Annotated in this window: 20 protein-coding genes and 1 riboswitch; of the genes, 17 read left to right on the top strand and 3 right to left on the bottom strand. The window is 61.2% G+C overall.

Going from position 1 to position 24,197, the window contains the following annotated elements:
• Nucleotides 1-21: 21 nt before the first annotated feature.
• Both ACTM82_RS05220 and ACTM82_RS05215 read right to left on the bottom strand, forming a co-directional pair.
• Nucleotides 22-1,161, bottom strand: a complete 1,140-nt coding sequence (locus ACTM82_RS05220; RefSeq protein ID WP_441054861.1) for a DUF389 domain-containing protein — start codon at nt 1,159-1,161, stop codon at nt 22-24.
• A 209-nt stretch (nt 1,162-1,370) separates the two neighbouring features.
• Nucleotides 1,371-3,074, bottom strand: a complete 1,704-nt coding sequence (locus ACTM82_RS05215; protein ID WP_441054863.1) for an OPT/YSL family transporter — start codon at nt 3,072-3,074, stop codon at nt 1,371-1,373.
• Nucleotides 3,075-3,380: 306 nt separating this feature from the next.
• Here ACTM82_RS05215 and ACTM82_RS05210 point away from each other — a divergent pair, with 306 nt between their 5' ends.
• The 11 genes from ACTM82_RS05210 to ACTM82_RS05160 all read left to right on the top strand — a co-directional run bounded on the left by ACTM82_RS05210 (nt 3,381) and on the right by ACTM82_RS05160 (nt 13,819).
• Nucleotides 3,381-4,232 (top strand): type III pantothenate kinase, encoded by an 852-nt coding sequence (locus tag ACTM82_RS05210; RefSeq protein ID WP_154514831.1) that lies wholly within the window; start codon nt 3,381-3,383, stop codon nt 4,230-4,232.
• Between the two features lie 88 nt (nt 4,233-4,320).
• Nucleotides 4,321-4,845 carry a deoxycytidylate deaminase gene (locus ACTM82_RS05205; protein ID WP_154514829.1) on the top strand — a complete coding sequence of 175 codons (525 nt, stop codon included), beginning with the start codon at nt 4,321-4,323 and terminating at the stop codon, nt 4,843-4,845.
• A gap of 188 nt (nt 4,846-5,033) precedes the next feature.
• Complete coding sequence (locus ACTM82_RS05200) at nt 5,034-5,312, top strand: NifU family protein (protein WP_427718265.1); 279 nt, start codon at nt 5,034-5,036, stop codon at nt 5,310-5,312.
• A gap of 109 nt (nt 5,313-5,421) precedes the next feature.
• Entirely contained in the window at nt 5,422-6,243 is an 822-nt protein-coding gene (gene lgt, locus ACTM82_RS05195) for a prolipoprotein diacylglyceryl transferase (RefSeq protein WP_441054865.1), read from the top strand.
• Nucleotides 6,244-6,388: 145 nt separating this feature from the next.
• Nucleotides 6,389-8,572 (top strand): DUF6020 family protein, encoded by a 2,184-nt coding sequence (locus ACTM82_RS05190; RefSeq protein ID WP_441054867.1) that lies wholly within the window; start codon nt 6,389-6,391, stop codon nt 8,570-8,572.
• A gap of 165 nt (nt 8,573-8,737) precedes the next feature.
• The gene (locus ACTM82_RS05185) at nt 8,738-9,544 is read left to right on the top strand and encodes a YebC/PmpR family DNA-binding transcriptional regulator (protein WP_154514825.1); all 807 of its coding nucleotides are present in this window, start codon (nt 8,738-8,740) and stop codon (nt 9,542-9,544) included.
• Nucleotides 9,545-9,709: 165 nt separating this feature from the next.
• A complete protein-coding gene (locus ACTM82_RS05180; protein ID WP_441054869.1) occupies nt 9,710-10,255 on the top strand; it encodes a hypothetical protein in 546 nt (181 codons plus the stop codon).
• Nucleotides 10,248-10,625, top strand: a complete 378-nt coding sequence (locus ACTM82_RS05175) for a DUF2273 domain-containing protein (RefSeq protein ID WP_441054871.1) — start codon at nt 10,248-10,250, stop codon at nt 10,623-10,625. Before ACTM82_RS05180 ends, ACTM82_RS05175 begins: the two co-directional genes overlap by 8 nt.
• Nucleotides 10,626-10,669: 44 nt before the next feature.
• Complete coding sequence (locus tag ACTM82_RS05170; protein WP_154514821.1) at nt 10,670-11,191, top strand: Asp23/Gls24 family envelope stress response protein; 522 nt, start codon at nt 10,670-10,672, stop codon at nt 11,189-11,191.
• A gap of 207 nt (nt 11,192-11,398) precedes the next feature.
• Nucleotides 11,399-12,421 (top strand): YitT family protein, encoded by a 1,023-nt coding sequence (locus tag ACTM82_RS05165; RefSeq protein ID WP_441054873.1) that lies wholly within the window; start codon nt 11,399-11,401, stop codon nt 12,419-12,421.
• 150 nt (nt 12,422-12,571) lie between these two features.
• Nucleotides 12,572-13,819: a zinc-ribbon domain-containing protein gene (locus ACTM82_RS05160; protein WP_441054875.1), complete on the top strand. Its 1,248-nt coding sequence runs from the start codon at nt 12,572-12,574 to the stop codon at nt 13,817-13,819.
• A gap of 140 nt (nt 13,820-13,959) precedes the next feature.
• Here the strand turns inward: ACTM82_RS05160 and ACTM82_RS05155 are convergent, their stop codons facing one another.
• The gene (locus ACTM82_RS05155) at nt 13,960-15,423 is read right to left on the bottom strand and encodes a M20 family metallopeptidase (RefSeq protein WP_441040755.1); all 1,464 of its coding nucleotides are present in this window, start codon (nt 15,421-15,423) and stop codon (nt 13,960-13,962) included.
• 304 nt (nt 15,424-15,727) lie between these two features.
• Between ACTM82_RS05155 and ACTM82_RS05150 the strand changes: the two genes are divergently transcribed.
• The 6 genes from ACTM82_RS05150 to ACTM82_RS05125 all read left to right on the top strand — a co-directional run bounded on the left by ACTM82_RS05150 (nt 15,728) and on the right by ACTM82_RS05125 (nt 24,176).
• On the top strand, nt 15,728-17,371 hold the full coding sequence (locus ACTM82_RS05150; RefSeq protein ID WP_441054876.1) for an amidohydrolase: 1,644 nt from the start codon (nt 15,728-15,730) through the stop codon (nt 17,369-17,371).
• 921 nt (nt 17,372-18,292) lie between these two features.
• On the top strand, nt 18,293-18,586 hold the full coding sequence (gene groES / locus ACTM82_RS05145) for a co-chaperone GroES (protein ID WP_154514813.1): 294 nt from the start codon (nt 18,293-18,295) through the stop codon (nt 18,584-18,586).
• A 96-nt stretch (nt 18,587-18,682) separates the two neighbouring features.
• Entirely contained in the window at nt 18,683-20,320 is a 1,638-nt protein-coding gene (groL, locus tag ACTM82_RS05140; RefSeq protein ID WP_154514811.1) for a chaperonin GroEL, read from the top strand.
• 366 nt (nt 20,321-20,686) lie between these two features.
• Nucleotides 20,687-20,879: riboswitch (FMN riboswitch) on the top strand.
• A gap of 5 nt (nt 20,880-20,884) precedes the next feature.
• On the top strand, nt 20,885-21,475 hold the full coding sequence (locus ACTM82_RS05135; RefSeq protein WP_441054878.1) for an ECF transporter S component: 591 nt from the start codon (nt 20,885-20,887) through the stop codon (nt 21,473-21,475).
• Nucleotides 21,472-23,376: an energy-coupling factor transporter ATPase gene (locus ACTM82_RS05130; protein WP_441054880.1), complete on the top strand. Its 1,905-nt coding sequence runs from the start codon at nt 21,472-21,474 to the stop codon at nt 23,374-23,376. The genes ACTM82_RS05135 and ACTM82_RS05130 overlap by 4 nt, the downstream gene beginning before the upstream one ends.
• Nucleotides 23,376-24,176 carry an energy-coupling factor transporter transmembrane component T family protein gene (locus tag ACTM82_RS05125; RefSeq protein ID WP_441054882.1) on the top strand — a complete coding sequence of 267 codons (801 nt, stop codon included), beginning with the start codon at nt 23,376-23,378 and terminating at the stop codon, nt 24,174-24,176. Before ACTM82_RS05130 ends, ACTM82_RS05125 begins: the two co-directional genes overlap by 1 nt.
• Nucleotides 24,177-24,197 lie beyond the last annotated feature (21 nt).

Below are 24,197 nucleotides of genomic sequence, written 5' to 3'. Positions count from 1 at the left end.
GGGCCTACCTCACGTTCCGCATCACTTCACGCCAAACTCCACGCGATCGAGTTCGGGTACGTTGAGGTCGATGAGCTTGCGGGCAACACGGCGGTCGTGCGCCCCGAGCGTCTCGCTTGTCGTTACGTGAGCGACAGTCTGGCGCTCGACAACGCCCTCCTTGTCGCCTTCGGCGGCCGAGGTCTCGACGGCGACGGTGTAATCCTTAAAGCCCGGCAGCACCGCCGCAAGTTCGCGCGTGGTTTCAGTGACGCCGTAGCCGTCTTGCACGCCAGCCTGCGCCGAGCCAATAGACCCCGCCGTCATAATAATGCAGGGGATGGCAAAGATCACCGTGCCCACGATGATGCGGCGGCGCACCTTGCGCGATAGCTCATTGACCTCGGCGTTTTCTTCAGCAGTCACAATACCGTCGCCGTTCAGGTCGCGCTTGAGCGGCACGCGCAAAAGAAGCAGCACGGCTTCGGCAGCCAGTGCGATAAAGACCACGTTGATGCCAAACTCATAAAGCGCCGAGAGAAACAGTGACCCGCTTGCAATGGCGATGCCATAGCCCGCCGCGCACAGGGGCGGCATGAGCGCGGTCGCCACGGCCACGCCGGCGATAAGCGTGGCAGGTTCCTGGTCACGCGAGTTGCCCAGCCCGCCCGCAAAGCCGCCCGCGAGCGCGACAGCAAGGTCCCACACAGTGGGCGTCGAGTTGTCGATGATGGCGGCCGTGGTGGTGCCAAGGGGCGAGAGCCTAAAATACAGCGTAGACGTGATCAGACAAAAGGCCATCTGTAGCGCGAGGCCGGCGACGGCCTCGACGGCAATCTCGCGGTCAAGCGTGGCGATGCCATATGCCATGGCAAGGACTGAGCCCATGAGTGGGCAGATGAGCATGGCGCCCACGATGGCAATGTCCGAGTCGATATCGAGGCCGATGCTCGCGATGAGCATGGCGATGATGAGGATGCATAAGTGCGAGCCGGTCAGCCGCGCCCCGTTTACAAGGCGCTTGCGAATCACGTGATAGGGCGCGCGACCCTCGCGAATGTTGAATGCGCGTTTTAGGAAGCGGCCGGTGTTCTCCAGGGCCTCACTATGGGCAGGTCGAATGCCGTGGCGCCGGTGATGGCGTTTGCGTAGTCGCTTGATCTGTTGTTTGTCGAGTTCCATGTCCACCTCGTATTGCCGCAGGAACGCGGGTGCGCTCGCAGCATGTACTCTACACCGTGGCGGGCGGGGCGGTCATCTTGACGTGAAACTTAGACGAGCAGGTAAGGGGGACGTCAAATGCGGTTGCGGCCGAGTGTTTCGACAGATACAGAGCGCGGGGCCGGATGGTCTTCGACCCTGCGCTCTGTACGGGTACGTCGTTGTTGGGTTTAGCCCAGCAGACTCAGGCCGACGGAGACAAACGCCAGGATAACGCCAACGACAGACTCGCCTCCCAACAGGCCGCTGGCGACGACCAGGCCCTGCTCCTGGAAGGCAGCATCCTTGGAAGCCTTCTCTTTGCCCGAAAGACCGGCAACGGCGTCGCGGTGGGCTGCCCACTTGTCGTAGGCGAGCTTGACGCAGGAGCCCAAGAAGGCCGTGAGCGACATGTAGAACGGCAGGTACACGCCCAGACCGATCATCATGGCCGGAATGCCGAGCCAATACATGACGATGCCGGCGATAAAACCGCCTGCGAACCACGGCACGCTCGGGATGCCCGAGACCATGGTGGCGACTACGCTTGCCTGCGCGGCCACAAAGCTCTTGTCGGGACCAAAGGCGTCCGGACCATAGGCGGTGACGAGCGCGACCATGACGGCGGCAGCGACCAGTGCGCCCACGATGCCGCCGATGGCCTGGCCGATCCACTGTGCGCGCGGGTTGGTGCCCAGCACGGCGCCGGCCTTAAAGTCGTTCATGACGTCGCCCGCAAGGCCGCACGCCACGGCCACGATGCCGGCGATAAAGAACAGCTTGACCTGCGCAAGCTGCGCGAAGGCCGCTACGATGAGCATGACGATGAGGCCAAAGATCTCCATGGGGTCGATACCCGTCTGACCGCAGCTCTGCGCACTCATGATGGTGGTGACAAAGGTGAACAGCGTGACGATGACGGCTGGGACGGGGCCAAGGTCGAGCGCGATGGCGATGATCACGGCGATGGCGGCGGCGCCCAGGCCGATGATGCCGGCGTCGAGCTTAAGCGAGCCCGAGATGAGCGACTGCTCGTCGGTGTCGGTGGAGCTGTCGGCGGCAAGACCGCGAACGATACCGGCGACCTGCGGCAGGATGTCTTTAAGGACGACGGCGACGCCAAAGCCCATCATAAGGCCCATACCTAAGGACTTGACGATACCCTGCGCGGTCACAATATCGAACAGGCCGGCAGCGGTGCCGCCGACGATAATGCCAAAGTTGCCCAGCAGCGCGCCGGCAAACCAGAAGGCGACGGGGGCAAAGCCCACCAAAAAGCCGATGGACAGCAACATGGGCGAGTTGTAGATGGCAAAGGTCACGCCGGGGATATTGAGCGTGCACAGCATGCTGGGCACCACGCCCAGGGCGTCGCGCAGCACGCTATAGATGCCTGCGATGGCCATGGAGCCAAAGAGCTGCTTGCCGGTCTTGCCGCCAGCCTCGGTAGCACGCAGGGTCTGGGCTGCGGCGTTGCCGGTGGGAAACTCCAGCGCGGCGTCCACGATAAAGTGACGGTGGATGAGCGCCGTTGCCAGAAGGCCCAAGATGGTGCCGGCGAGCGCCACGATAAACATGTCGAGCCAGCTGATCTGGTCGGCATAGCCCAGCATCCAGGCGCCCGGGATGGTAAACGCCAGGCCGCCGGCGACCATGGCACCCGCGGACATGATGGTGTGGGTAACGTTGGCCTCGTTGAGGCTGGCATTGCCCATGAGCTTAAGGAAGAACAACGAGATGACGGCAGCGAAAATGATCGGCCAGGGGAGGGCGCCCATCTTGAGGGCCGTGTAGGCCGAGCTTGCCGTGATAATCACGCAGCCAAGGACGCCGATGACGACGCCGCGCAGCGTGAGTTGACCGCGCATAGAGGTGCGGTTCGAGGGATTGCCCATATAGAACTCCTTTGCGTATATCCGCTTCCCCCGCAAGCGCCGCTACGGATACGGCGCGGGAAGTCGGGTTACCAAGGGCCGCCGCGTGAGCTCGCGCACGACCGCGCATCAGTATAGCGGCAAGGTAGTCATTTTGGGACGGGGCTATTTTAGCTACCCTTTGACAGTCGACGAATTATCTGGGATTGGGGCAAATATCAACCGACATATTGGGGTAGCTAAAATAGCCCCGTCCCAAAATGACTACCTGGGATGGCTGGTTCGGGTAGGCGATATACTGCTGGGCAGACGAAAGGAGCGCCGACGATGCTTAATGGGTGCGCATATATATTGACGGTCGACGTGGGCAACACGTTCATTCGCTTTGGTCTGTTTGCCGAGGATTCGGCCGCGGCGCAGGAATGCCCGCTTGCGACGTGCGAGATCACGACGCCGCCGAGCATTACGGCCGATGAGGCGCGCATGAGACTCGCGCGGGTCATGGGCGCACTGGCAGCCGATGCGGGCATGCCTGGTGTGCTCGTTCCCGCGGCAGCAGTGCTGAGCTGCGTGGTGCCGGCGCTCGAGCGCCCGTGGAAGGCGGCACTTTCCCGTACCTGCACGGGGCGCGTGCTCACCGTGGGGCCGGGACTTAAGACCGGCATGCCCGTGCACTACGACGACCCGGCCGAGATCGGTCCCGATCGCATCGCCGACGCCGTGGCGGCCCGTGCCGTCTACGGCTCTCCGTGCATCGTGATCGACCTGGGCACTACGACCAATATCGAGGTCATCGATGCACGCGGAACCTTTGTCGGCGGTGTTATCGCGCCGGGGCTGGCGCTCGGCGCTCGCTCGCTCTCGGCCGCTGCGGCGCGCCTGCCGCAAGTCGAGCCCTCGGCACCCACGCATGTGATCGGTCGCAACACACGCGAGGCCATGCGCTCGGGCGTGGTCTTGGGCGAGGTGGCCCGTATCGACGGCATGCTCGACATGGTGCTTGCCGAGATGCGCTCGACCAAGGCGGCAGGCGAGGGCAGCGTGCCCATTGTCATCACCGGCGACGATGCCGAGGCGCTCGCGGCGTTGGTCGGCCACAGCCTGACGGTAGACGACGCGCTGACGCTGCGGGGTCTCGCCGAGCTGTACCGCATCAACCAAAAGCCTCGCCGCGCATAAAGCCAAGGACGTCGGCGCCGGGAGGAAACAGGCCCACCTTTCACCTGCTACAATGGGCCAAACTATTTCGATTTCGGAGGTGTCTGCCATGTCGGACGATCTTCATCAAACCGCGTCGGGCAAGCGCCGCGACGTTATTAGCTGGGACGAGTTCTTTATGAGCGTGGCCATCGCCGCGCAGCGCCGCAGCAAGGATCCCAATACGCAGGTGGGCGCGTGCATCGCCAGCACCAACCACCGCATTCTTTCGGTGGGCTACAACGGTACGCCCTCGGCGCTCAACGACGACTTTTTCCCGTGGGGCACGAGCGATGACCCGCTGCAGGACAAGCATAACTACGTAGTTCATGCCGAGGCCAATGCCGTGCTCAACTACCGCGGCTCGCTCAAGGACCTTGAGGGTTCCACGGTCTACGTCACGCTGTTCCCGTGCCACGACTGTGCCAAAATCCTGGCGCAGGTAGGTGTGGGCGAGGTTGTCTATCTGGACAATAAGTACGCCGACACCGACGACGGCCGCATCAGTCGCCGCATTCTCGACTCCTGCGGCATTAGCTTCCGCCAGGTTATCGTCGATGTCCACATTGGTACCGGGGAACAAACGCAGCAGTAGCGGCAGCGTGTACGAGCGCCGGGCGTTGGCAAAAGCGGCTAATTAAGCCCCGTTCCAAATTGACTGTCAAATTAACTGCTCGTGAAAGTCGTGTCCGCGCGCATGGACGGCTCGCGAGCGGGTACATGGCTGTAGTAACATAGCTCTGTCCGCGGGCGCGCCCGCGTTATTGTGAGAAAGGAGCCCCTGTGGCTGTTAACGAAGAGCTGCTTAAGAAGGTTCTTGAAGAGATTCGCCCCAACCTGCAGGCCGACGGCGGCGACATGGAGTATATGGGCGTTGATGACGAGGGCGTCGTCAAGCTGGAGCTCCAGGGCGCCTGCGCCGGTTGCCCCATGAGCGCTCTGACGCTTTCCATGGGCGTCGAGCGTATCCTCAAGGAGCACGTGCCCGGCGTTACGCGTGTCGAGCAGGTCAATGCCTCCGGCGAGGTCGAGGATCTGTACGACGAGTATGCGCCGTTCTGAGAAGCGAAAGCTGCGGGAGATGTGCTCCGCATAGACGTCATGCCCAAATGTGCGGCTGCGAGCGAAAGGCCCGCGGCCGCATTTGTATGTAGGGAGCAGGGGGACCGATATGCTCAACGACCTCTACCATATGCTTGATCCTGTCGCCATTTCGGCGGGGCCCATCACCATCTACTGGTACGGCTTGGCCTATGTGGTCGGAGCTCTGCTCACGGCGGTCGTCATGTACCGAACGCAGCGTCGTTGGGGTTTTGACATTACGGTCGACGACCTGATGAGTGTCGTGGTTGGTGTGGTCTTTGGCCTCATCATTGGCGCCCGTCTGTTCTACGTCATCTTTTACGGTGACGGCTACTACTGGGCGCATCCGCTCGAGATCTTTGCCACCAACGAAGGCGGCATGAGTTTCCATGGCGGCCTGGTGGGCGGCATCATCGGCGGCGTGCTCGTGTGCCGCATGTACAAGCTCGACGCCTGGACCATCGCCGACCTTGCCGTTATCGGTGCTCCGCTGGCCTTGTTCCTGGGGCGCTGCGCCAACTTTGTCAACGGCGAGCTGTGGGGCAAGCCGACCGATCTGCCCTGGGGCGTGATCTTTGGCGGGACAGCGGGCGATATGCCGCGCCATCCATCCCAGCTCTACGAGGCATTTCTCGAGGGCATTGTGCTCTTTTGCATTCTGCAGGTGCTCAGCCGCAAAAAACCGCTGCTGCCCCAGGGTGCGTTTATGGGTGTGTTTGTGATGGGGTACGGCATCGTCCGCTTTCTCGTTGAGTTCGTGCGCGTGCCCGATGCCCAGCTGGGTTATCTGCTGGGCGGCGTCATCACCATGGGCCAGCTGCTGAGTTTGCCGCTCGTGATTGCGGGCCTGGCGCTCATCATTTTTGCCCTCCGTCGCAACCGTCCCCAGCGCATCTATCTCGACGCCTAACCACCACATACACCACAAAGGGGACAGGCTCCTTTGTGGCGGTTTTGCCAGGCAACGATGACAGAACCGTAACGTTTCCCCAGATAAAACCTGCCAAAATAAACCTGTCCCTTTTTGGCAGGTTTCTAGAAAGGCTTTTCGGACTGTGAAGGATTCCGATCTCTCCACAACGGCTGCGCGCGACGCCGCCCGCATCGTTTGGTTTAAGCGCTATCCCGCCAAGCAGACGCTCGTCGCATTTTTGCTCGCCCTGCTGGCGACCACGGCGTTTTCCATCGATCCCGCCCCGGTGTCGAGCAACGCGGTCCTGGCGATCGATCCAAAGGCCTCGGGCATGCTTTACGTGTGCTACGAGGTACTCCTCTCATTTGCCGGCCATACCGACGCTGTGATGCTGCTCGCGCTGGCCTGCCTACTCACGCTGCCGTTTCGCTATGTGTTCTTTGGCCGCGGTGACGCTTGGCGCCCCTCGGTCGTGCTGCCGTCGCTGTTCTTTGCCGTCTGCATGGTGTTCGGCCGCAGTTACGACCTCACCGATTCGGCCGAGATTGTGCTGGGCGACAAGGCGCGCGTTATCTGCGCCTGGATTGGCGGCGCGGGCTGGATGCTTCTGGCGATTGTGTCCTTCTATCTGGCTTTTGAGTTTTTGGATTGGTTGAGTTCTCGCCGCATTCCGTTTTCGGAGGCGCATTTTGGCCGCGTGTGGCGTGTTGCCCACGCCGTGCTCTCGGTCCATCCTTTTGTTGGGCCGTTTCTTGTACTCATGATTGTCTGGGCGCCCACGCTTATCGCCTCGCTGCCCGGCCTCTTTATGGGAGATACTGGCGCGCAGATCCGCCAATGGTTCAACTACCCCAACGGCACGAGCGACTACCTGCGCCTGCTTAACCCCAACGTGCTGCTCAACGGCCATCATCCGGTGGTGCACACGGCCATCATCGGCTCGTGTGTGCAACTGGGGCTTTCGCTATTCAATAGCGCCAATGCGGGTCTTGCCATCTACACCTGCGCCCAATTTGTCATCACGGCCGCCTGTGTGGCCTATTCCATATCGTCGCTGCGTAAGCTGGGCGTGAGCCTGCCGGTCCGCGGCGTCATCTTGCTGTTCTTTGCGTTTATGCCGATGTTCTCCAACTACGCGGCGCTGCTGACCAAAGACGTACTGTTTGCCGATGCGTTTCTGGTACTGCTCGTTCAGACCGTCAAGCTCGTGGCATGTGGCCTGCCCCGTCGCGATGTCAATGCCGAGCGCGCGGGCGAGCGCACGCCAGTGCTCTTTGCGCGCCGCGACTGGCTGTTGCTCGTGCTGGGCGCCATGGGTTCCACGTTTTTGCGCAATGGCGGCCTGGTCTTTCCGTTGGCGGCCTGCGTGATTGCGGCGGTGTTTTGCGTCTGGGACGCGCATGTGGCCCGTCGCGTGGTCAAACAGTCTGGCGTCGCACCCTCATGCGCCACGCCGCGCTTCCGCTGGGCCGGCGTTCTCGCGGTGCTCGTGCTCTGCCTTGCATCCAACATGTACTTTACCAAGGTCTTTATGCCCGCGCACGATATCACGCCGGGCTCCAAGCGCGAGATCCTCTCGATTCCGTTTCAACAGACGGCGCGCTTCGTCCAAAAGCACGACGGCCTTAATTCGGGCGTTAACCCCAGGGTCAAAGACGACGGCACGATTGAGGAAGCTCCCTGCGACGGTCTGGTGACCGATAAGGAACGCGCTGCGATCGATCGGGTGCTCAAGTACGAGAATCTGGGCCGCCGTTACAACCCCGACAAGTCGGATGCCGTAAAAAACTGTTTTAACGAGTACGCCTCGCAGGAGGACATCAAGGCCTATTTTGAGGTGTGGGCCCAGATGTTCAAAAAGGATCCCGAGTGCTATATCTCGGCGCTCATCAATAACCACTACGGCTACTTTTATCCGAGTGCCCGCGATGCGTGGGTCTACAGCACGGCACGCAGTGCCGAGATCATGGCGAAGCCCGATAACCTCAAGTACTTCGACTTCCATCCGGTCGATAGCAAGGTTGTGCGCTGGTGCGACCACCTGATCAACCTGTATCGCGTGGCAGTACAACGCATCCCGTTTATCTCGCTCACCATGAGCTCGGCCACCTACGTGTGGATCATGATCGCTGTGGTGGTCTATCTGCTACGTCGTCATTCGTGGCGAGGGCTGGCCATTTGGGTGCCGCTGCTGGGCGTGCTCGCCGTGTGCCTGATCGGTCCCTGCAACGGCTCGACCTACATGCGCTACCTGTATCCAGTCATCGCCTGCATGCCCTTCGCCATCGGCGCCACCATCACCCGCAGCGACCTTCTCTGGTTCTAACTTGGTGCAAAGGGGACAGGTTACTTTGCACCAAGGGGCTGCATCATCACGACGCCTTCATTTTGGGGTTTATCTCGCAGGCCACTAGGTATATCATAACGACGTTTGTTTATATTGCCCGAGCATCTGCGCTGGGCTTTAGGTCGAAACCGATAGGAGACACGTATGTCCGGACACTCTAAGTGGGCCACAACCAAGCATCGTAAGGGCGCGCAGGACGCCAAGCGTTCCGCCCTCTTCTCCAAGCTGAGCCGCAACATCACCGTTGCCGCCCGTCTCGGCGGCGACCCGCTGCCCGAGAACAACGCCAGCCTCGCCGCTGCCGTTGCTAAGGCCAAGGCTCAGTCCATGCCCAAGGACAAGATCAAGTCCGCTATCGACAAGGCCTTCGGTTCGGGTGCCGATGCCGCCGTCTACGAGAACATCGTGTACGAGGGCTATGGTCCCGCCGGCGTTGCCGTCTACGTCGACTGCCTGACCGATAACCGCAACCGTACCGCCGCCGATGTCCGTTCCGCCTTCTCCCACGCTGGCGGCAACCTGGGCACCTCCGGTTCCGTCGCCTTCCAGTTTGAGCGCAAGGGCCAGATCGTCGTCGCCAAGGAGATCCTGGACGAGAACGCCAAGAAGGAGACCATGATCGCCAACGGTGCTGCCGGTGACGAGGAAGAGTTCATGATGGCTATCGCCGAGGCCGGTGGCGACGACTACGAGGACGCCGGCGAGGAGTGGATCGTTTGGACCGCCGCCAACGACGTCATGGCTGTTTCCAAGGCGCTCGAGGAGCAGGGCATCCAGGTCAAGGGCTCCGAGACCACTATGGTTCCGACCACCCCGACCGAGGTTTCCGGTGCCGACGCCAAGAAGGTCCAGCGCCTCATCGACCGTCTCGAGGAGCTCGACGACGTTCAGGATGTTTACAGCACCATGGACATGACCGACGAGGTCATCGCTGCCCTCGAGGAGGAGTAGCGCCTGCACGGGTTAAGCTGTGCATATCTGGGCATAATGAAGCGAGCATACAAGCCTCGTGGAATAGATGAGCCGGATCCGCGTGCGTATGGCACCGGACCCGGCTCTTTTATAATGATGCGAATCGTTTTGCATTCTGCGGACCGAAACCTGAAGGGAGCGCGCGTGCGCGTACTCAAACGAGCCCTAGCAATCGTGTACCTTGCCGCCGCCATCGTGGCGCTGGGCACGCTTGTCTGCCAGTTCTGGGGACCGTATACGTATCGCTTTATGCTGCTGTTGCGTGACACCATGCCTCGCGTCGTCGTTACGGTGTGCGCCGCCATCGTGGCACTTGGCGTGCTCATCGGGTTTTTCCGCCTGGTGTTCGCGCGTCGCGAGCCGTCCTGCGTGCATCCGGCGGGGGAGCGCAACATCGAGGTCACCCTCGCAGCGCTTTCCTCGTGCGCCCGTGCCGCGGCGGAGTGCGATGATCGCGTGATGGTTGAGCGTATCGAGGCGCGCGTTCAAGGCTCCGACGAGTCGCGCGTCCGTTTTAAGGTCGAAGCCATCGCGCTCGAGGACCGGGACGTGGCCTCCCTTGCAACCGCGATGCAGCAACGTATCGAGGAGGCCTGCGACACCATGCTAGGCGCGCCGGGCACGACCGCACGCGTCCGTTTTTTGCCGTCCAAGACTACCGTCCAGACCGTGGAGGTTTCCGGTGAGTGATACCAACCAAGACAAGACCGTCCGCACCCCGCGCCTGACGATCGACCAGAACGCTACGCCGGCGAGCGAGGTCGTCGATTCCAAGGCGGAGAGCACCGAGTCGCATGACGCGGTCGCCAACGACTTTGACGAGGCCATGGGTCTCATCAAGGGTACGGGGGCGGCCATCTGGAGCTATGCCGTCCGTCATCCCAACACCACGCTCGGAGCCGTCGCTGGTTTTGTGCTCGCCGTGCTGGTGCTCACGCTCGGCCTGTGGGATACACTCGTCATCGCATTCTTTGTGCTGATCGGCGCCGTGATTGGCCAGATCCGTGACGGCGAGAACGGGATCGTCAACTTCTTCGGCCGTCTGTTTAGCGGCCGCTAGTATGTATTCGACCGCCGCGTGTGCGGTGGGCATAAGGAGGAACCATGGCTTTTAACACGAAGGTCGATGTGGCCGATACCGAGCTCGAGGCAGACGAGACTGTTGCCGCCGAGGCTGAGGACGTAACGCTCGAGGACGGGGCGCTCGTCGAGGCCGAGCCCGCCGACGATGCGGACGAGGATGATGAGGAAGCGGACGAGTCCGAGGATTCGCTGACCTATTCCAACGGTGTGATCGAGAAGATCGTCGCCATGGCCACCCGCGAGGTGCCGCACGTCCTGGGCATGAAGGGCAACCTTATGCACTTTGTGCAGGAGCAGTTTGGTGCCGAGAACCTGACCAAGGGCGTGACAGTCGAGGTCACCGATGACAACCGCGTGGTCGTCAACATTTCCGTCATTATCGAGTACGGCGCCTACGCACCCGCGATTTTCGACGACGTTAAGGCGCGCGTGACCGAGCGTCTGGCCGCGATGACCGGCCTTGAGGTGGCAGGCGTCAACCTGCGCATCGAGGATGTCATCACCCCCGAGGAGTACGAGCATCGCACCAGCCAGCACGAGTAGCCTACCAAATAGGGACAGGTTTGTTTCGATAGGTTTTACCTGCGAAAACGCTAAACGGTCGACCGCGCAAGCAAAAGTGCGGTCGACCGTTTTCTATATGCCCTCGATGTAGTCATTCCGCTCGTCTAACTTAGGGTTGCAATCTTCGCGTTCCGCGTTACCCTAATGACCGCATTGTTTCCAAATTGTTAACGAGGGGTTGCCGTAATGGCCGACGAGCACGAAACAGAAAGCAAGGCATGGGCGATTGAGGCCGCCGCGGCAGAGGCGGCATCGCGTGCTGCCGAAGAGGTGCATCGTCCTCCCGTGGTGCCGATGGAGCGCGTGGTCGATCGTGCCGATATCGAGCGCGGCGAGCGTGCCGGCCGCAAGCGCAGCCAGGAGCCGGGATTCCCGCGCTTTTTCGCCGAGCTCAATCTGGGCCTGGTCCTCACGGCGTTCGCCATCGTTGCGTTTAAAACCCCTAATCATTTTGCTTTTGGCGGAACCTCGGGCGTGTCGGTCATTCTTTCCACGCTGTTCCCGACTCTGCCCGTCGGCGTCTTTATGTGGATCATCAATGCGGTTCTCGTCGTCTTGGGCTTTATCTTTTTGGAGCGCAAGGCAATCCTTTGGAGCGTTTTTGCCTCGTTTGCGCTTTCGGCCTATGTTTCTCTGTTTGAGCTCTTCATTCCGACGGATGTTTCGATGACGGGCGATATGTGGCTCGACCTGTGTTTTGCCGTTATCTTGCCGGCGCTTGGCAGTGCCATTGTCTTTGATATTGGCGCCTCGACGGGCGGTACCGATATCCTTGCCATGATCCTCAAGCGTCGCACGACGCTCGAGATTGGTCGCGCCTTGCTACTGGTCGATATCGGCATCGTGACCATCGCGGCCTTTTTGTACGGTCCGCGCGTTGGCCTGTACTGCGTGCTCGGCCTGTTTGCCAAGACGCTTGTGGTCGACAAGGCCATCGAGAGCATTCACTTGCGCAAGGTCTGTACGATTATTTGCGCCGAACCGCGCAAAGTCGAGGAGTTTATCGTCAAGCATCTTAACCGCACGGCAACGATCAGCCGCGGCTACGGTGCCTTCTCGGGCAATTGCGTGACGGTGATCATGAGCGTGCTGAGCCGTCGCGAAGCAGTGCAACTGCGCCGCTATACCCGCGATATCGATCCAGATGCGTTTATCACGATCGTTGACAGCTCCGAGATCGTGGGCAAGGGCTTCCGCGGCACGAACTAGCGCGGATATACCCTTCGAACCATTGAATAAAGCCGCCAACGTTTCAAATCGGTCATCTTGGGGTATTTGTCCCCACATTGCGCGATAATGTTGCCAAAGACGTCGTTTGCGATCCAGGTGGTTCACTCTAGATACGAAGGGATGATTTCGATGTTCTGTTCGCAGTGTGGCGCCCCCATGGGCGATAACGACAAGTTCTGCGGCGTGTGCGGTGCCCCTAATACCGAGGTCAAGGCCGCCGGCCCCGCTCCCCAGGGACAGTCTCAGCCCCAGCAGTTTGTTCCGCAACCGCCCGTGGCGAATGCGCCAAAGGGCTGTGTGGCTCAGGCGTTCCAAGACATGACCAAGACTCCGGGCGTGCTGCAGCGCGTGTGCCAGATTGCTTTTTTGCCGGCGCTTATCTGTGTCGTGTCGGTGCTCGTGCTGTTCATTCCCGTTATCGGCGGTATTGCAGCTGCCATTGGCTTTTTGGCCGCCTGCGTGGCGAGTGTGTGCGGTTCGGGCTTTGGCATCGAGTGGGGTCGCGACCTGTCGCTTAAGATCGATGACGGCATGGATCGTCCGTTGATGCGTTCCACATCGTTTGGCCTCGGGGTCTTTTCGAGTGTTATTTCGGTCGTGCTCGAGATTATCGCTGCCATTCCCGTTATTGGCGTAGTGCTTTCGCTGGTGGAGAGCGTGGTAATTGGCGCGGCGGGCTCGTATTCGCATTACGGCTCTTATGCGCTCGAGGCTGCGCTGTTTGGCTCGCTTGGCCTGCTTGTCCTGGCTATGATTGCCACGGCGGTCCTGGGAGTCTTCTTTAAGATGTTCGCCGATATCGCCGTGATACACTTTGCGGTGACCGGTCGCGTCGAGAGCGCGTTTTCGCTCGACAAGGTCTGGGCGGCCTTTAAGAACAATAAGACCAAGCTGTTCTGTGCTTCATTCCTTCCCGAGTTTTTGACGGGCCTGGTCGCCAACGTTGTCACATGGATCTTGACGGCGGTCTTTGGCGCCATTGCCTCTGTCGGTATGTATAGCTACTACTATCGTCCTACGGGTATTGAGGCAATTGTTGCCGGCGGTGGCATCGCACTCGTACTGTTCCTGGTGCTGATCGCTTTCGTCACCGTATTTCTAACGGTCTTTGGCAAGATGCTCAAGCACCGTGCCGTTGGCTATTGGGTCGCACGTTATGCAAGCGAGTGGGCCGACGAGGATAAGGACGACGTCCTGACGTTTGTATTGCCCTTCGAGAAGAAGTCCGCTCCTTCGGGTTACAGCGCTCCGGATGTCGCGCCTGAGCCCGAGCCTGAGTCTGCCCCGGGATCTGCGCCGGAGTCCGAGCCCACGACGGAGCCCGAGCCCGAGACGGAACCCGCGCCAAGCTCCGACGAGGACCCGCAAGACGAGTAGCCCTGTCACCTGCCATTTGGGGATGGGGCAGAAATGGTAGAAATAGTGCTTGACGAATGAGCGGGGGCGGACGTGTCGAAACGTCCGCCCCCGCTTTGACATCGCGATGTGGCTACGGCTGCGAGATGGTCGCGATTCGACTACTCGTTGTGCTTCTCCTCGTGACGAGCGGCGGCGCGAGCTTCGTGGATGCCCTTGATCGCGGCATGGCGAGCGGTGCGGGCGTCGTGCATGGCGTCGCGGGCCTCGGCGGCCGTTGCCTTGGCAGAGCGTAGCTTGGCTGCCAGATCGGGATTGGTCTCGGCGACTGCGGCGATAGCGGGGCCGTCGAGCTCCTCTTGCGTGGGCTCGGCCAAAAAGTCGATAGCATACTGAGCGGCTACCATGGAGCCCTTGGCGAGCACGCTCTCGTCGATCTTATAGAAGCAGGAGTGCTGGGCGTACGTGGCGCCGATCTGGGGATTGCGCGTGCCCACAAAGGCAAGCACACCCGGTACACGGCGCAGGTACTCCGAAAAATCCTCGCCCGAAAGCGTGCCGCGATAATGGCCTTCGCCGGCTGCACCCAGACACTTGACCACGGCCTGACGACAACGCTCACTCGAGGCGACGTCGTTTTCGACCTTGTAGTTGGCGATGGTGTAGTCGGTAAGTTCAGCCTCGGCGCCCAGGGCCGCCGCAGTGTGCTCTACGATGCGGCGCATGAGCTCGGGCATTTCCTCGTGCGTCGAATCGCCATAGGTGCGCACCGTGCCGGCGAGGTAGGCGGTACCGGCGATAACGTTGCGCGCGGTGCCGCCGTGCAGCTCGCCGACGGTAATGACGGCCGGCTCGTAGGGGCTGATCTCGCGCGAAACGATGGTCTGCAGGGCGTTGACGATCTCGGCCGCCACCATGACGGCGTCGTGGCCGCGCTGGGGCATGGCGCCGTGGCACGAGGTCCCGCGGACATCAATGCGGAACCAGTCGGTATTGGCCATGCGCGGACCGGGCTCGCAGCTTACGGTGCCGGCGTCGACCTCACTCCAGATGTGTGCGGCGTAGGCGCCATCGACGCCGTCGAGCACACCCGTGCCGATCATGAGTTTGGCGCCTTGGCCGTTTTCCTCACTGGGTTGGAAGACGATGCGGACCTCGCCGTGGATGTCGTCGGTCATATGGCGCAGGATCTGCAGCGTGCCGAGCATCATGGCAATGTGGCAGTCGTGGCCGCAGGCGTGCATGCAGCCCTCGTTGACGCTGGCGAACTCCTCGCCGGTCTGCTCGGTGACGGGTAGGGCGTCGATATCCGCGCGCAGCAGGATGCGGCGGCGCGGCGTGCCGTCCTCGCGGTAGGCGTCGGGTGCGGTGCCGCGAAGGGTCGCCACCAGGCCCGTCTTAAGCGGGCGCTCGTAGGGGATATTCATGGCGTCGAGCTGGTTGGCGATGTCAGAAGTCGTGCGCTCTTCGGCGAGGCTCAGCTCTGGGTGCTTATGGAAGTGCCGGCGCTGCTTGATGATGTAGGGCTCAAACTCGGCGGCGATATCTTGGATGGCTGCGGTGACGTCATCAGCCGCGCGGGCCTCGGTCGCTGCCATAATCTGCTGTGCCTTGGTCTTCGTCATGGTCGATTTGCTCCTTGCTGGTTTATCGCAAAATCGTACAGGCTCTTTCCAGTATGCCACCTACCACTTGGGGACGGGGCAGAAATGGTAGAAATGGATACCTCCGTAACCTTGACAGGTCCAAATTGCTTGTGCACGCAGCCTTGGATGCGGCTTTCAAGCTTGAAATCTACCATTTCTACCCCGTCCCCAAGTGGCAGGCGGGGCCGTTGGGGTTGGGAAAGGTGCCGTTTACCGCTTGACGTTTTGCAGCTGTGGCGGTGGAGTACACTCGGGGGTGTTGAATTTCCTGCCAGAGATGGGGATGCCCATGCAACATATCGATCGGATTATCCGCTCTAAGAACGTTTTTACCTCGCAAGATGGCATCGATACCGCCCGTGAGCTGGCGATTGCCATCGCAGGCGACCGTATCATTGCAGTCGGCAAGCCCGATGACGTGATCGCCGCCGCGCCTGCCGCCACGCCGGTTATCGACTACGGCGAGCAGTTTGTCTGCCCCGGTTTCCATGACGCTCATCTGCACTTCTTTCATACCTCGGTCGGTTCCTCGCCGTATATGCTCATGGATGGGGGCACGTCCGAGGTGGCGCTGGTGCGGCACGCGCTCGAGTTTTCCCAGGATCTGCCCGACGACGCTTGGGTTGTGACGCAGGGCTGGCGCGACTACCGTTGGGACCCGCCCGAGCATCCTACCAAGGCGTCGCTCGATGCGGTATTTCCCGATCGTCCCTGCGTTATGTACTCGGGCGACGGCCACACGCTGTGGCTCAACAGTCGCGCTCTCGAGGCGCTCGGCGTCACGCGCGACAGCGAGCCGCCAGCGGGCGGCAGCTACGACAAGGACGCAAACGGTGAGCTCACGGGCATTGCTCACGAGGCGGCCGCCATGCAGCTGTTGCCGCGCTGCCTTGAGTGGCTGGGCGAAGATCGCATCGCAAGCGCTTACGCCGATCAAATGAGGCGCATGGCCGAGCAGGGCATCACCTCGATCTGCGACATGTCGCTCATGCCCATGCCGGGCTGCGATTTTATCCGCGACGACGTCTACGACAAACTGCAGACAGCCGGCAAGCTGGGCATTCGTGCCCATCTGTTCCCCACGCTGCTGGATGACCAGTCGCGTCTAGAAGAGCTGCAGGCACGTTACGCGAACAACGCACTGCTTTCGGCGCCGGGCTTTAAGCAGTTCTTTGACGGCGTGTCGAGCGAACATACGGCATATCTCACCGAGCCCTATACCAATCCGCGCTTCCCGGGCGACCAAGGCCGTCTGACGGTTTCCGCCGAGCGCATGCGCAAGCTGGTTCTGGCGGCTGCGGAGCACGGCCGCGCCGTGCGCATCCACGTTATCGGCGACGGTGCGATTCATGCCGCGCTGGATATCTTCGAGGAAGCCGCCGGTCTGTACGGCCTGCCCCAGCACGGCCACAACACACTCGAGCACCTGGAGAACCTCCTGCCCGAGGACATCGACCGCCTGCGCAAGCTCAACGTCGTCGCCTCGAGCCAGCCCTGCCACATTACGCTCGACCCGGGTGGACCGGAGCGCGATTTGGGCTTGGAGCGCAGCCGCATCATGTGGCCGTTCGCAACCTATAAGCAGCGCGGCATTCGCCAAGCCTTCGGTACCGACAGCCCCATCACGCCCGTTACCAGCATGGACGTGCTCTACACGGCTATCACACGCCAGGACCCCAAAAGCCACTGGCCCGAGGGCGGCTGGTTGCCGAGCGAGCGCATCGACGCGGCAACGGCTTTGCGCAACTACACCTTGGGCAGCGCCTATGCAGCAGGCGACGAGCAAAACCTCGGCAGCTTGGAGCCCGGCAAGTATGCTGACCTGGTGGTCTTGGACCAAAACCCGCTCACCGTTGACCCCCAAGAGCTTCAGGCCACCAACGTTCAGGCCACCTACCTGGCAGGTAACGTAATCTACGAGCGCTGATGCTCATGCCGTGTCGTTAAACGCGGCCCGGGCGACTTATTTTGGGATGGCGCTCGAGCCACGTCTGCATATCGGTGGGGACTCGTTATGAGCGTCCCTGCTCTGCTGGATTTGTGCGTGGGGTGGAGGCGCTGCTGCCCCGCGCGTTCAAATTGGACATTTGCAATGCTGCCTCATGGTGTTTTGCATACTTCCCATTACAGATTGCATAAAAAGGTTGGGATGTTCTTTCTGGCCCTGATGTACCCCCGCCTGGGCCGTGCAAAAAACGGAGTATTCAGCACTGCGAGCTTTGCCGGCGCCGTTGCGGTCGGGTAATGTCATGGGGATTGACGTCATTTTGGCGTCCGGGCAGGCACGAGGCATGCCTTTATGCCCTGATGGGGTCTGCCTGCCGACCCAAATCGCCGGTCGAAGGCGTCCTTGGGACCAATAAGATGTGTCTGGCGCGTATACAGCCATCCTGGTCTGCTGAATACTCCCAAAAATGCACGGTGCTCCCCAGGGGACCCGTGCGTGCAGCGAAAGCCATGCCCATGTTCCTATCCGCATCGCCATTTTGCTGCACTGACGTTTCTGAATGCCGCGCCCGAACTAGTTAACTTGGCTCCCGTGTGGCGCCGGAGGGGCGGGGCATAAGGTTTATCGCGAGTTCCGCACGAGCCGAAGGCCACTTAATGTGGCCTTCGTGCGAGCAGGACTGCCCGAGCAGGAAACCTTATGCCCCGCCCCTCCGGCGCCACACGGGAGCTGCGCACAAGTTATCCCCCCGGCATTCAGAAAATCTAAGTGCCAAAAAATAAGATTTTTTGACTCTGTGTTGTATAACCCGCCATTCGTGGGTACCATTCAACGCGTACGCAAACAAATAGGGTTAATTCGCGTGGCATAACCACGCGGCCCAAAAAGGAGGAGACAAGCATGTCGTCTTTGAAGCCGCTTGCAGATCGTGTTCTGGTCAAGCCCGACGAGGCCGAGCAGAAGACCGCTTCTGGTCTGTATATCGCCAGCAACGCTCAGGAGAAGCCGCAGCGCGGCACCGTCATTGCCGTTGGCGCTGGCAAGGTCAACGACAAGGGTGAGCGCATCCCCATGGACGTCAAGGAAGGCGACGTTGTCATCTACGGCAAGTTCGGTGGCAACGAGGTCAAGGTCGACGGCGAGAAGTATCTGCTGATGCGCGCCGACGACATCTACGCCGTCGTCGAGGCCTAGTCTCATCAGGCTCTCTGATTCGTCTTTGAACGCGGTCGCCGCATAGGACTCGGAAGCGGCGACGTGAGTCACATTTCTTTTGGAGGATTACCTACCATGGCAAAGAACATTACGTTCAATACCGATGCCCGCGCTAAGCTCGCCAAGGGCGTCAACACTCTGGCCGATGCCGTTACCGTCACCATGGGCCCCAAGGGTCGCTATGTCGCCCTGCAGCGCACGTTCGGTGCCCCGACCATCACCAACGACGGCGTTTCCGTCGCCAAGGAGATCGAGCTCGAGGACAACATCGAGAACATGGGTGCCCAGCTGGTGAAGGAGGTCGCCACCAAGACCAACGACACCGTGGGTGACGGCACCACCACCGCAACCCTGCTCGCTCAGGCCATCGTTAACGACGGCCTGCGCAACGTCGCCGCTGGCGCCAACCCGCTGGCCATCCGTCGCGGCATCGACAAGGCCGTTAACGCCGCCGTCGCCGAGATGAAGAAGCAGGCCAAGCCGGTCGAGACCAAGGAGCAGATTGCTTCCGTCGGTACCATCTCCGCCGGTGATCCCGAGGTCGGCGAGAAGATCGCCGAGGCCATGGAAGTCGTGGGCAAGGACGGCGTCATCACCGTCGAGGATTCCCAGACGTTCGACATCACCATCGACACCGTCGAGGGCATGCAGTTCGATAAGGGCTACGTCTCCGCTTACTTCGTCACGGACAACGACCGCATGGAGGCCGTGATGAAGGATCCGTACATCCTCATCACCGACCAGAAGATCTCCAGCGTCCAGGACATCATGCCTGTTCTCGAGGCTGTCCAGCGCGCTGGCCGTGGCCTGCTCATCATCGCTGAGGACATCGACGGCGAGGCTCTGCCCACCCTCGTCCTCAACAAGATCCGCGGCGCCCTCAACGTCTGCGCCGTCAAGGCTCCGGGCTACGGCGATCGCCGCAAGCGCATTCTCGAGGACATCGCCGTCCTCACCGGTGGTCAGGCTGCTCTGGACGAGCTGGGCGTGAAGGTCGCTGACATCACCGCCGATATGCTCGGTACCGCTAAGTCCGTCACCATCTCCAAGGACAACACCGTCATCGTCGGCGGCGCTGGCTCCAAGGAGGCCATCGACGCCCGTATTGCTCAGATCAAGGGCGAGATGGAGAACACCACCTCTGACTTCGACCGCGAGAAGCTCCAGGAGCGCCTGGCCAAGCTCTCCGGTGGCGTTGCCGTCATCAAGGTCGGCGCTGCCACCGAGTCCGAGCTCAAGGAGATCAAGCACCGCGTCGAGGACGCCCTGCAGGCAACCCGCGCTGCTGTCGAGGAGGGCATTGTCGCTGGCGGCGGCGTCGCCTTCATGGACGCTGTGCCTGCGCTCGATGCAGTCGAGATCGACGACCCCGAGGAGAAGATCGGCGTCGACATCGTCAAGAAGGCTCTGACCGCTCCGGTCGCAACCATTGCCAAGAACGCTGGCTTTGAGGGCGCTGTCGTGGTCGACAAGGTCGCCGAGCTGCCCGCTGGCCAGGGTCTCAACTCTGCCAGCGGCGAGTGGGGCGACATGATTGAGATGGGCGTCCTCGACCCCGTCAAGGTCAGCCGCGTCACCCTGCAGAACGCTGCTTCTGTCGCCAGCCTGATCCTCATCACCGAGGCCACGGTTTCCGATGTGCCCAAGAACACTCAGCTTGAGGATGCTATCGCTGCTGCTACCGCTGGTCAGCAGGGCGGCGGTATGTACTAAGGCCGACAAGGTCTAGAACTCCCACCGGGAATCCCGGGGGCGTGACGGGGCTTCTCTCCGGAACGTCCTCGGACATGCAAAGAGGCTCCGCATCGCGCTTCGCGCTGCGGAGCCTCTTTGCGTCCTGCGGAATGTTCCGGAGAGAAGCCCCGTCACGCCCCCGGATTCCCTACGTTTACGGCCTTGAGGTCGGCGGGCGGAGAACGTGGTTGTTGGGGATACGTATCCCGGACGCTGTTTCGCGCTTTGCGCGAAAAGCGCGTTACTTTGGGGAGGGTGGGGAACGTGGTTGTTGCGGCAACTGAACCCCACCATAAATTACCCTTGGCATACTTGCGCGAAAGCCTGCTCGTGCTAGACTTGGAATTGCTGTTTCAGGGCGGGGTGAAATTCCCCACTGGCGGTAAATCGGACGGTGCCAGAGGGGCGCCGTGGCGCAGGCGAGGTGCCTGCGTCCGAGCCGATGAGTCCGCGACCCGTGCGTGCGTTGGTTCGCATGCCGGCTGAACTGGTGAGATCCCAGTACCAACGGTTAGAGTCCGGATGAAAGAGGCAGGTGATCTTATGTCTGAACAGTCGCAGCATATCCATTTTGAGAACACGAATAGGTGGAGCACCAAACAGCTCGTTACCATGGCGCTGATGTGCGCCTTGGGCGCCCTGTTTATGTACGTGCAGCTGCCCATCCTTCCTTCGGCGCCGTTTTTGACCTACGACCCGTCGCTGGTGCCGGCGATGGTGTGCGGGTTTGCGTATGGTCCCGGCGCCGGTACTGCTGTTGCCGCTATGGCTATCGTTATTCACGCGCTCACCACGGGTGACTGGGTCGGTGCGCTTATGAACCTGGTTGCCACGCTGGGCTACATTCTGCCCGCGGCTATCGTCTACCAGAAGATGCATACCTATAAGGGTGCCGTGATTGGCCTGGTGTTCGGCGTCATTGCCGCTACGGCACTGTCTATGGTTGCAAACCTTACCATTGGCGTATGGTTCTGGTATGGCTCGGTCGATGCGATCGCTCCGCTCATGGTTCCTGCCGTGCTGCCGTTCAACCTTATCAAGACCGTGTTCAACTCGGTGCTCACGCTTGCAGTGTACAAGGCGGTCTCCAACCTCATCACGCCTAAAAAGAACCAGGTCAAAGGCCGCGCATGATTGATTGTCGAGGCGTTTCCTTTAGCTATGACGGTGTCACGCCGGCGCTCGACGGTATCGATCTGAACATCGAGGATGGCGAGTTTTTCTGCATCCTCGGCGGCAATGGGTCGGGCAAGTCGACGTTTGCCAAGCATCTGAATGCGCTGCTGCAGCCCGATGCAGGCACGGTGCGTATCAACGGCATGGATGCATCCGATCCCGAGTTGGTCTACGACATTCGTTCGACCGCGGGCATGGTGTTCCAGAATCCCGATGATCAGCTGGTGGCAACGCTTGTCGAAGATGACGTTGCGTTTGGTCCCGAAAACCTTGGCGTGCCATCGCCGCAAATTGCGCAGCGCGTACGCGAGGCGCTGAAGGGTGTGGGCCTGGTGGGCTTTGAGCGCCACGAGACCCATGCACTTTCGGGCGGCCAAAAGCAGCGCGTGGCGCTTGCCGGCGTGCTCGCCATGGAACCGCGCGTGCTCATATTGGACGAGGCTTCCTCGATGCTCGATCCGCGTGGACGTAAGGGCCTCATGAAGGTTTGCCGCGCGTTGCACGATCGCGGCATGACCATCGTGATGATTACGCACTTTATGGAAGAGGCCGCCGAGGCCGATCGTGTCGCGGTGTTTCGGGCAGGGCGCGTTGCCATGCTCGGTGCGCCCGAGGAAATCTTGACGCGGGCGAACGAACTCGCGCGGCTGAACCTGGATATGCCGGCGTCGTGCTGTCTAGGTAGGGCACTCCGCGCGAAGGGCGTACCCGGTTGCGCGCAGGTGCGTGAGGCGGATATGGTCGCCGAGATTGCACAGATTTATGCTGAGCGGAGCGGGGCGGACGTCGCTGGGCGGCCCTCCGCATCCGATTCTCGTGTGCTTGACCATGTATCCTCTGCAGCCGACGGGATGGTCGCGTCGGAACCCGTCATCGAGATTTCGCACCTCTCGCATAGTTACACGCTGAGCGCCCGCGAGCGCCGCCGATGGCGCAAGCGCTCGACCACTGTGGGCGCATCGGGCAAACAGGCTCTTTGGGGCAACGATCCAAACAGCCCCTGGGCGCTACGTGATGTTTCGCTGACGGTGCGTCGCGGCGAGTTTCTGGGCCTGGCGGGTCATACCGGCTCGGGTAAATCAACGCTGGTTCAGCATCTCAACGGGCTGATTCGTCCACAGGAGGGGAGCGTTTGCGCACTGGGACTCGACCTATCAAGCAAGAAAGGCGCCGCCGCGGTTAAGGCCAAGGTCGGCGTGGTGTTTCAGTATCCCGAGCGCCAGCTATTTGCCGAGACCGTGGCGCAGGACGTGGCGTTTGGCCCGCGCAACCTTGGCCTGCCGCAAGACGAGGTTGTTCGCCGTGTCGCAACATCGCTTGCGCGCGTGGGCCTCGACCTTGCCGCGATAGGCGACAAGAGCCCCTTTGAGCTTTCGGGCGGTCAGCAGCGCCGCGTGGCGTTTGCCGGCGTGCTCGCCATGGAGCCCGAGGTCCTGGTGCTCGACGAGCCCATGGCGGGGCTCGATCCGGCTGCGCGCAGGGATTTCCTGGCGCTCATCGATCGGCTCCATCGTGAGGGCCTGACCGTTGTCATGGTTTCGCACAGCATGGATGACCTGGCAAATTGTTGTGACCGTATCGTTGTGATGAACGAGGGCGCGGTGTTTGCCGATGGAACGCCCGCACAGGTTTTTGCGCACGCGAACGAGCTCAAATCGATCGGTTTGGGCGTTCCCGCTGGGCAGCGCATGGCATTGTCGCTCGTGCAAGCCGGTGTGCCGCTCCGCTGCGACAAGCTTTATACGGTTGAAGCGCTGGCCGACGAGTTGGCCGGCATGCTGCTAGGCTGCGCGGACGGACCTTTGAGGGCGTCGCGTCAGGCTGGTTCCAAGATGGCCACGCAAGAGGAGGGCTGCTAATGGAGGCATTCTCATTTGGCAGCTACTATCCGGGGGAAAGTGCGCTGCATCGCCTGGATCCGCGCACTAAGTTGCTTCTAGGTTTCGCATTTCTGATCACTGCGCTCACCGTCGGCAGCTTCCGCGGGCTGGTTCCGATTGCAATTTTTGTCGTGCTGGTCTATGTCGCGGCCCGGGTTCCGTTGCGTCGGGCCCTATCGTCGATGGCACCACTGCTGGCGATTGTCGTGGTGGTCGCGGTGCTCAACCTGTTTTCCGATCAGAGTGGCCGCATCCTGTGGCAGTTTGGCTTTTTGCAGGTGAGCGAGGGCTCGCTGCGTTCTGCGACGTTTATGGCGTGTCGCCTGACGATGATGATGGCCGGCATGAGCGCCATTACGCTCACCACGCCGACGCTCGACCTCACCGCGGGTTTTGAGCGCCTGCTCGCACCATTCGCGCGTGTGGGGCTTCCGGCGCACGAGCTCGGCATGATTATGGGTATCGCACTGCGGTTTATGCCACAATTTGCCACCGAGATGAAACAGACGGCCGATGCACAGGCAAGCCGTGGCGCGCGCGTGACGGGCGGTCCGCTCGGTGGCGTGCGCATGCTCGGCAGTGTGGCGATTCCGCTGTTTGCTGGCGTGTTCCGTCATGCCGAGACGCTTTCGGCCGCCATGGATGCGCGCTGCTATCACGGCGAGCGGGGACGCACGCGTCTGCATGCGCTTACGTTTGGCCGCGGGGATGCACTGGCCGCGGTGGCGATGGCGCTGCTGGTGGCATGCGTTGTCGTTATCAATCTCCAACTCGTCTAAGCTCGATTCGAGCGCAAGAAA

Origin of the sequence: Collinsella sp. HCP3S3_E5 (genome assembly GCF_052067635.1) — a bacterium.
In the GTDB taxonomy this organism is placed as follows: Bacteria; Actinomycetota; Coriobacteriia; order Coriobacteriales; family Coriobacteriaceae; genus Collinsella.
This window is presented reverse-complemented; position numbering and strand designations above follow the sequence as displayed.